The 6,783-nt window shown below is 36.4% G+C and carries 7 protein-coding genes and 1 riboswitch; of the genes, 3 read left to right on the top strand and 4 right to left on the bottom strand.

Translation table 11 applies throughout. The features are described 5' to 3' along the window. Positions 1 to 148 precede the first annotated feature (148 nt). Positions 149 to 1,486, bottom strand: a complete 1,338-nt coding sequence (locus tag VB797_RS08950) for an ArsB/NhaD family transporter (RefSeq protein WP_323237328.1) — start codon at positions 1,484 to 1,486, stop codon at positions 149 to 151. Positions 1,487 to 1,801: 315 nt separating this feature from the next. Continuing rightward, a riboswitch (cyclic di-AMP (ydaO/yuaA leader) is annotated at positions 1,802 to 1,961 on the bottom strand. A 218-nt stretch (positions 1,962 to 2,179) separates the two neighbouring features. Here VB797_RS08950 and VB797_RS08945 point away from each other — a divergent pair. After that, positions 2,180 to 2,533: a DUF433 domain-containing protein gene (locus tag VB797_RS08945; protein WP_323237349.1), complete on the top strand. Its 354-nt coding sequence runs from the start codon at positions 2,180 to 2,182 to the stop codon at positions 2,531 to 2,533. Here the strand turns inward: VB797_RS08945 and VB797_RS08940 are convergent. Then, complete coding sequence (locus VB797_RS08940; protein ID WP_323237327.1) at positions 2,510 to 2,815, bottom strand: HigA family addiction module antitoxin; 306 nt, start codon at positions 2,813 to 2,815, stop codon at positions 2,510 to 2,512. The two genes, VB797_RS08945 and VB797_RS08940, sit on opposite strands and share 24 nt — an antisense overlap. Before the next feature lie 247 nt (positions 2,816 to 3,062). Beyond that, positions 3,063 to 3,920 (bottom strand): FAD-binding domain-containing protein, encoded by an 858-nt coding sequence (locus VB797_RS08935; RefSeq protein WP_323237326.1) that lies wholly within the window; start codon positions 3,918 to 3,920, stop codon positions 3,063 to 3,065. A gap of 155 nt (positions 3,921 to 4,075) precedes the next feature. Between VB797_RS08935 and VB797_RS08930 the strand changes: the two genes are divergently transcribed. Together VB797_RS08930 and VB797_RS08925 are read left to right on the top strand one after the other, a co-directional pair. After that, the gene (locus tag VB797_RS08930) at positions 4,076 to 4,753 is read left to right on the top strand and encodes a L,D-transpeptidase (RefSeq protein ID WP_323237325.1); all 678 of its coding nucleotides are present in this window, start codon (positions 4,076 to 4,078) and stop codon (positions 4,751 to 4,753) included. A gap of 60 nt (positions 4,754 to 4,813) precedes the next feature. Then, a complete protein-coding gene (locus VB797_RS08925; protein ID WP_323237324.1) occupies positions 4,814 to 6,424 on the top strand; it encodes a serine/threonine-protein kinase in 1,611 nt (536 codons plus the stop codon). Here VB797_RS08925 and VB797_RS08920 read toward each other — a convergent pair. Further along, on the bottom strand, positions 6,401 to 6,727 hold the full coding sequence (locus VB797_RS08920) for an Ldh family oxidoreductase (protein ID WP_323237348.1): 327 nt from the start codon (positions 6,725 to 6,727) through the stop codon (positions 6,401 to 6,403). The two genes, VB797_RS08925 and VB797_RS08920, sit on opposite strands and share 24 nt — an antisense overlap. Positions 6,728 to 6,783: the final 56 nt, after the last annotated feature.

The following is a 6,783-nucleotide window of genomic DNA, read 5'->3' as shown; positions in this document are numbered from 1 at the left end:
ACCTGGCGAATATAATTCGCGGCTACACAAGCAAAACCCGCCTGCGCGGGTTAAATTAATTAGTTCACGGAGGTGGACTTTGCCTTTGTAGTAGCGGTTTCAACCGCCGGATATTTCTAAAACATCTTCTTAACATATACTCTAAAAATCACCCAAAAAAGCGAATCAATAAATAAATTGCCGCTGCAATTAGCTGTAATATTGTTACCGGAATACTGTATTTAAGAAATCCCTTAAATGTAATCCGTCTTCCGTACTGCTGAGCGATTCCTGCGGCAACAATATTAGAAGATGCTCCAACTAAAGTACCGTTTCCTCCTAAACTTGCACCGAACAACATTGCATAAAATAAAGGTAATACGGATGGTGGTAATTGTCCCTGAAAATCTGGTGTTAACACTTCTGTTCCCACTAAACCAACATTAACTAAATACTGTTTTAATAGCGGAATCATTGCCACTACTAAAGGAATATTAGGAACTATACTTGATAGAATTCCGGTGACAAAAACTAATACTATCGAACCAAAAATCATATTAGTTCCGATAGATGTTGCTAAGACACCTGCGAAACTTTGAATTACCCCTGTTTTTTGTAATCCTCCGATTAACACAAAAGTACTCATGAAAAATATTAAAGTACTCCAATCAACATCGCGTAAAATGTTTTCTACCGTATCAACTTTACTTTGATGAGATACAAGCATTGATAAAGCAGCACCCAATAAAGCAACAGCAGCGGGTGAAATTTTGACTGGTAAAGTATCTCCAATCACAAAAAAGAGGATTACAAAAGCAAATATCAAACCACCCATGATTAAAGCTTCTGGGTGCTTAATTTGTGGATGCGGTATGTGTTCTAAATCTTCTAACTTTGTTCGCCAAATTTTGCGGAAAAGTACGGGTAATGTCAGAGCAACTACTGCGATCGCAATTACTCCCCCCAAACTTAAACGTAATAAATAATCTGCGAAACTTAAATTAATTGCATCACCAACTAAAAATGTTACAGGGTCTCCAACTAAAGTTAATAATCCGGCAGCATTCGCCACAAATACCATTAAAATCAATAGCGGAACAAAATTAACGCTTAATTCTTTAGCTATAGGAGGAATTAAAGGTGCTAACAACATTACAGTTGTAGCGTTGGGTAAAAATGCACAAACCGGAACAGTTATGCCAATTATTCCTAATAGTAAACGTTTACCTTCTCCTTTTACTAATAATAATATCCTTGCAGCTAAATAATCAAAGACTTTTGTTGGTTGGAACGCTCTAACCAATATCATGACCCCGAAAAATAATGATATTGTGCCGTGACTTTTAGCTATGTATCCGACTGCTTCTTCTAAAGTCATTATATTAGTAAAAACTAATAGTAATGCTCCGAGTAAAGCTGCTACTGTCAAATTTATCCATTCTGTCATAATTAAACCAATGACAGCGATAAATATGGCACCGCTCAACATTGCTTGCCAATTTCCCATAACAAGCTCCTTTAAATTTAAAAGTAATAATTGCAAATTTCCCATGTCTAAATTAGGTACAAACAAACAGTATTGTTCAACCTAAAATATACGGTAATCAATTGTAGTTCTTTAGACCAAAAAACCGCAATCCCAAATCCTTCATAGCACATTGCGAATGCTTGAATTCTAAATTAAATTTTCAAAATCTTATTCTATTCAGTCAAAAAAATCATGCATGATAATTCACCAGGTAATAATTAAGTACACAAATGACGCGAGTAATATTAGCCTGGGATGACAATGAAAACGAAACATCGTTAAAATGCTGTTTATCATCAATCCCCTCGATGCCTACGAAGTTAGCTGACGGGCTAGGATTGAGAGGTATCCTTTTTACCAAGAAATTGACACTTCTTTCGTAAAATACGCCCCGTAATAGTGGTTCCTCCGCTCCAACTTGAATCAAATAAGCTGGATTAGGCTGACTTGTTTTAACAGACATTAATTATAATACAATCGATTTACTTATTTATAAAATCTATCTAAAGGGAGTTTTCTTTTTTAAGTTGAAGTAATTTGTAAAATAGTACCCTCAGACTGGAAGTCTGGGGCTATACAAACAAAACCCACCTGCGTGGGTTAATAATTCGCATTTTCATATAGGAATAATATTGCATACAATTTAAGATAAAAAGAATGAGGCTTGAAATTATGCAATTAGAAGATTACTTCAATTTTCTTGCTTCTGATGATATTCGTCTCAAAGATTCGCGGATAGGTATCGAAACTATTCTTTATGAATATATTTATCGTTCTCGAACTCCAGAAGAAATCGCTCAAACATACACATCTCTTGGTTTAGAACAAGTATACGCAACAATTTTTTATTACTTGCAAAATAAACAAACTGTGAGTCAGTATATTGCTGATTGGTTGGAATGGGGACATCAACAACGCAAAGCACAAGCATTAAATCCACCTCCAGGTATTGTTCGTTTACGGAAAATTAAACAGGAAAAGGAAGCGATTAAGCAGGGGAATTTATCCTGTGGTTTTGAATTGTGAAATAATTTTTAATTCCTCTTCTTCTTCCTGAAGAACGTAGTACAAATCCCAATTTTGTTGAAGGTTTAACCAAAAATTGGAGCTATTTCCAAAGAATTTTGATAATCGTATTGCTGTGCTAGGTGTAATACCTCGCTTTTGATTTACGAGTTCATTTATTCGCTGATAAGGAACGTGAAGTGCATCTGCGAGTTGTCGTTGAGTTATTCCCATTGGTTCGAGGAAATCTTTTAATAATATTTCACCTGGATGTGATGGGGGTCTATATTTTGGAATTTTCATCTGTTTTTATCTCTTAGCTCGTAGGTTGGGTTAGACACGAAAACCATGTAGGAATTAGTATCGATAACATTAATCGTGTCGTAACCCAACACCGCGATTGCTAATGAATGTTGTTATCAGAAAACAGAATTATTTAAAAATCAATAAGACCATGTTGGGTTACGGCGCATTTTAATTTATCGTCAATAATTAATCTCTTCGTGCGCCTAACCCAACCTACATTTTACATTCTTTAACCTTTAACCTATTACCTCTTTCCTTTCCTCTTCCCCTTCTGATAACTTCCACTATTGGGCTGATTACTAAACTCTTTTTTAGGAAACAATTTCTCTTCTAACTGTTCGTAACTACCTTCAAAATCGCATTTTCCATATAAAGGACATTCTTTACAATAAACCCTATCGGTGTAACGTTCTAAATTCTCGCGATTAAAGAAATAAGGTTTATGACTAAAGGTACTTGCTACCCATTGCCATGACATATTGTTACTTGCGGGGTCGCCATCTAATAAATGTTCTAAAAACCATTTTGCGCCAGCTTGCCAGCCAATTCGCCGCCAATGCACTATATATGCTGCAATCCACATCCGCATATGATTGTGTAAATAGCCAGTTTCGCGCAATTCTTGACTAAAGCTGTCAATACAAACTAATCCTGTAGTACCTTGTGCGATATCTTCGGGTAATTCCGCTGCATAATCGGCGACACCGTAACCCGTCTTATATTCTTCTCTATCTTCCCAGATTCCATCACCGTATTTTACATAAAGCCTTTGCCAATAATCGCGCCAGCCTAGTTCGTTAACTAACTTTGTCGCATCGTCATTATTACTAGCTCTACTTAAGGCAAAGTCTCGCACTTCTCGCAAACTAAGTACACCGTAGCGGAGATAAGCGGAAAGTTTTGTAACTCCTCCAGTTAAAAAGTTACGTGTTTTACCGTATTTTTTAGGGTCTACTTTTTGTAGTGCTTTTTCGGCAGCTTTACGTCCACCCACGGTTTTGCTGACGTGTTCATCTCGTTTTACAGTTTCGGGAAATTCTTGTTTGAGGTAAGCTATCAATTCTTCGCGGTTGTTAAAGTCGCGGCGCATTTCTTTATTCATTGGGAATTGGGAATGGGGATTAGAAATATAACCTCACCCCGCCTTCGGCACCCCTCTCCTTAGTAAGGAGAGGGGAAGGGGTGAGGTTCCTTTACTGGGAGTGTTAAAGTTGATTTACTAAAAAATTAAATGTAACTATTCTTACTTTAAAACAAGTGAATTTGAAATATCAAAATCAAATAAAAATAATTTTGCTTTTAGTTTGTAGCATATCTACAATATATTTTCTACTAGCTCGCTTGGGATTTATTTTTCCCGTTACGGATATAGCGGAAGTTTTATGTCTTAAAGGTTGTAAATCACCGCAAGCGATTCATTCTGCTATTCCTGGAAATGAGTTACTAAATTACAGTCAAACAGTTGATAAATTAATTGGAGAGAACATAGATAAAAGCAAAACTTCGATTTTAATTGAAAAATCAAAGCATCGAATCACGCTTTACTATAATCAAAAGCCGATCAAATCTTATCCTGTAGTTTTCGGTAGCAGTCCAAAAGGAGATAAGTTAAAAGAAGGTGACAGACGTACTCCTGAAGGTATTCATCGGATAAAAGATTTGTATCCTCATTCTTCATGGTCTAAATTTATGTGGTTAGATTATCCCAATGCTGCATCTTGGAGGAAGCATTTTCAAGCTAAAAACCAAGGTAAAATTTCTTGGTTTAATTCTATTGGGGGTCAAGTTGGTATTCATGGTGTACCTCAAGGAAGCGATCAAATGATAGATAATCAAGAAAACTGGACTTGGGGTTGTCCATCTTTAAAAAATCAAGATGTGGATGAGTTATATAAAGTCGTAAAAATAGGTACATTAGTAGAAGTTCTTCCTTAATGCTTGAGAAATAACACTCAATGCCCAATGCCCCATTCCCCATTCCCTATTACCAAGATAATGAGTCTTTGTATAAATCCCCATTGTCCAAAACCCGATAATTCTGACAAGATAATTTTTTGTCTGGGTTGTGGTTCTGAATTGCTGCTACAAGGACGTTACAAGGTAGTAAAATATTTAGGAGGTGGAGGTTTTGGTAAGACTTATGAGATAACTGAACGCAACACTACCCCAAAAGTTCTTAAAATTCTCCATAATAATTTTCCTAAAGCAATTGAATTATTTCAACGAGAAGCTGAAGTTTTATCTCAATTAAATTATCCCGGAATTCCTCAAGTTGAAGCTGACGGATATTTTATTTATCATCCCCGCAACAGTCAGGAAGCTTTGCACTGTTTAATCATGGGAAAAATTGAGGGGATGGATTTATATGAGTACATAAAACAACGCGAATATCGTCCTATTGATGAAAGAATGGCGATGCAATGGTTGCAAGAATTGACAGTTATTCTGCAACAGGTTCACAATCAAAACTTTTTTCATCGCGATATCAAACCACCTAACATTATGCTGCTGGCTGAAGGTGGTTTAGCACTAATTGATTTTGGTACGGCACGAGTAGTTAGCGATACTTATTGGCAAGCACAAGCTCAGGGACAGGTGACGGGAATAATTTCCGCTGGATACACACCACCGGAACAAATGAACGGTCAAGCCATGCAGCAATCGGATTTTTTCGCTTTGGGACGGACGTTCGTTTATTTACTCACCGCAAAAGACCCAAATCAATTTTATAATCCCCAAACTGATGAATTATTATGGCGCGATGCAGTACCAAATATTTCGCCAGAGTTTGCAGACTTTCTCGATTGGATGATGATGCGATCGCCTTCTCAACGCCCAGCAAACACTGAAGAAATTTTACAAAGGTTGTTGGAGATTAAGCCAATTTCATTTTTGCCTACGCTTCAAAGTACTATACCTTCCGCTTCCAATCAAACTGCGAATTTTAACGTTACTAATCCACCGAAAATAGCCCAAGTTGATAGTTCAATAACTCCAATCACAACTATTAATACTGGTTTTTTCTATCAATGGATGTTATCGAATATTGTCGGTATCGGCATTGGTTTATTTATACGTAGTATTTTTAGTGGAGCGGTGTATTCTATTTTTGGTAAGGATGTAGGTTATCACTACGCAATGTTAGCAGCAATTGTTACTTTGGTACCAGTTGAAATTATGCAATGGTTGGTGTTAAGACAGCGAATTATATTTAATTTTTGGTCTTTAATAGAAACTTTGTTTGGCTTTCTCACAGGTTTATTTATAGGAACTTTTACTGGGAGTATATTATTCGGTTCTAAGGGAGAATTGCTATGTGCGGTAATCGGAGTAATAGGAGGAACATCGATAGCTAAATGGTTAACTATACGCCGACAAATAGACAATTCCTTGGGATGGTTGATGCTATCTTTAATAGGTATTTTTGCAAGCGTGTTTTTAGGTTCTTTTATAGGCTTAATTGCTAATTTTTTGTTACACAAAGTTTGGAATCCTGATATTGCTTGGATTGTTAGCTTTGTAATTGGAGTGATAACAACTACTATTTTATCTAGCTTAATTACAGGAATTGGATTGTTAAGATTATTTCGACGGCGAATTAACTAAATATTTAGAAACAATATTATCTCCAAAAATTGCAACTTTAGCAGCATATTGTCCCGGTGCTGCATCTGCATCTATGCGAATTAAACTAGGGTGATCGTGAATGATTTTTATCTGCGGTTTAGGGTTAATTCGTCCGCTTTTAAGGCTTTTGTCATAGCCGATAATTTGCTGCAATCCGTGGGAGTCTATTCCCCAAAGATTAGCTTCTACTAAATGTGTAATTAATGCTGTTTGCGCTTCTGGTGATAAACAATGGGGTTTGAGTACTTGTGTGAGGAAGTTGTGTAAAGTTGGTGGTTGAATTAAGAGGGGTTTGCATGGGATAATTTTTTAAATTTGTAAATCAAGTTGCATAAATC

The organism is Rivularia sp. UHCC 0363 (assembly GCF_034931125.1).
In the GTDB taxonomy this organism is placed as follows: Bacteria; Cyanobacteriota; Cyanobacteriia; order Cyanobacteriales; family Nostocaceae; genus Rivularia.
Note: the sequence above shows the minus strand (reverse complement) of the source record. Positions and strands in the feature narration are given on the sequence as shown.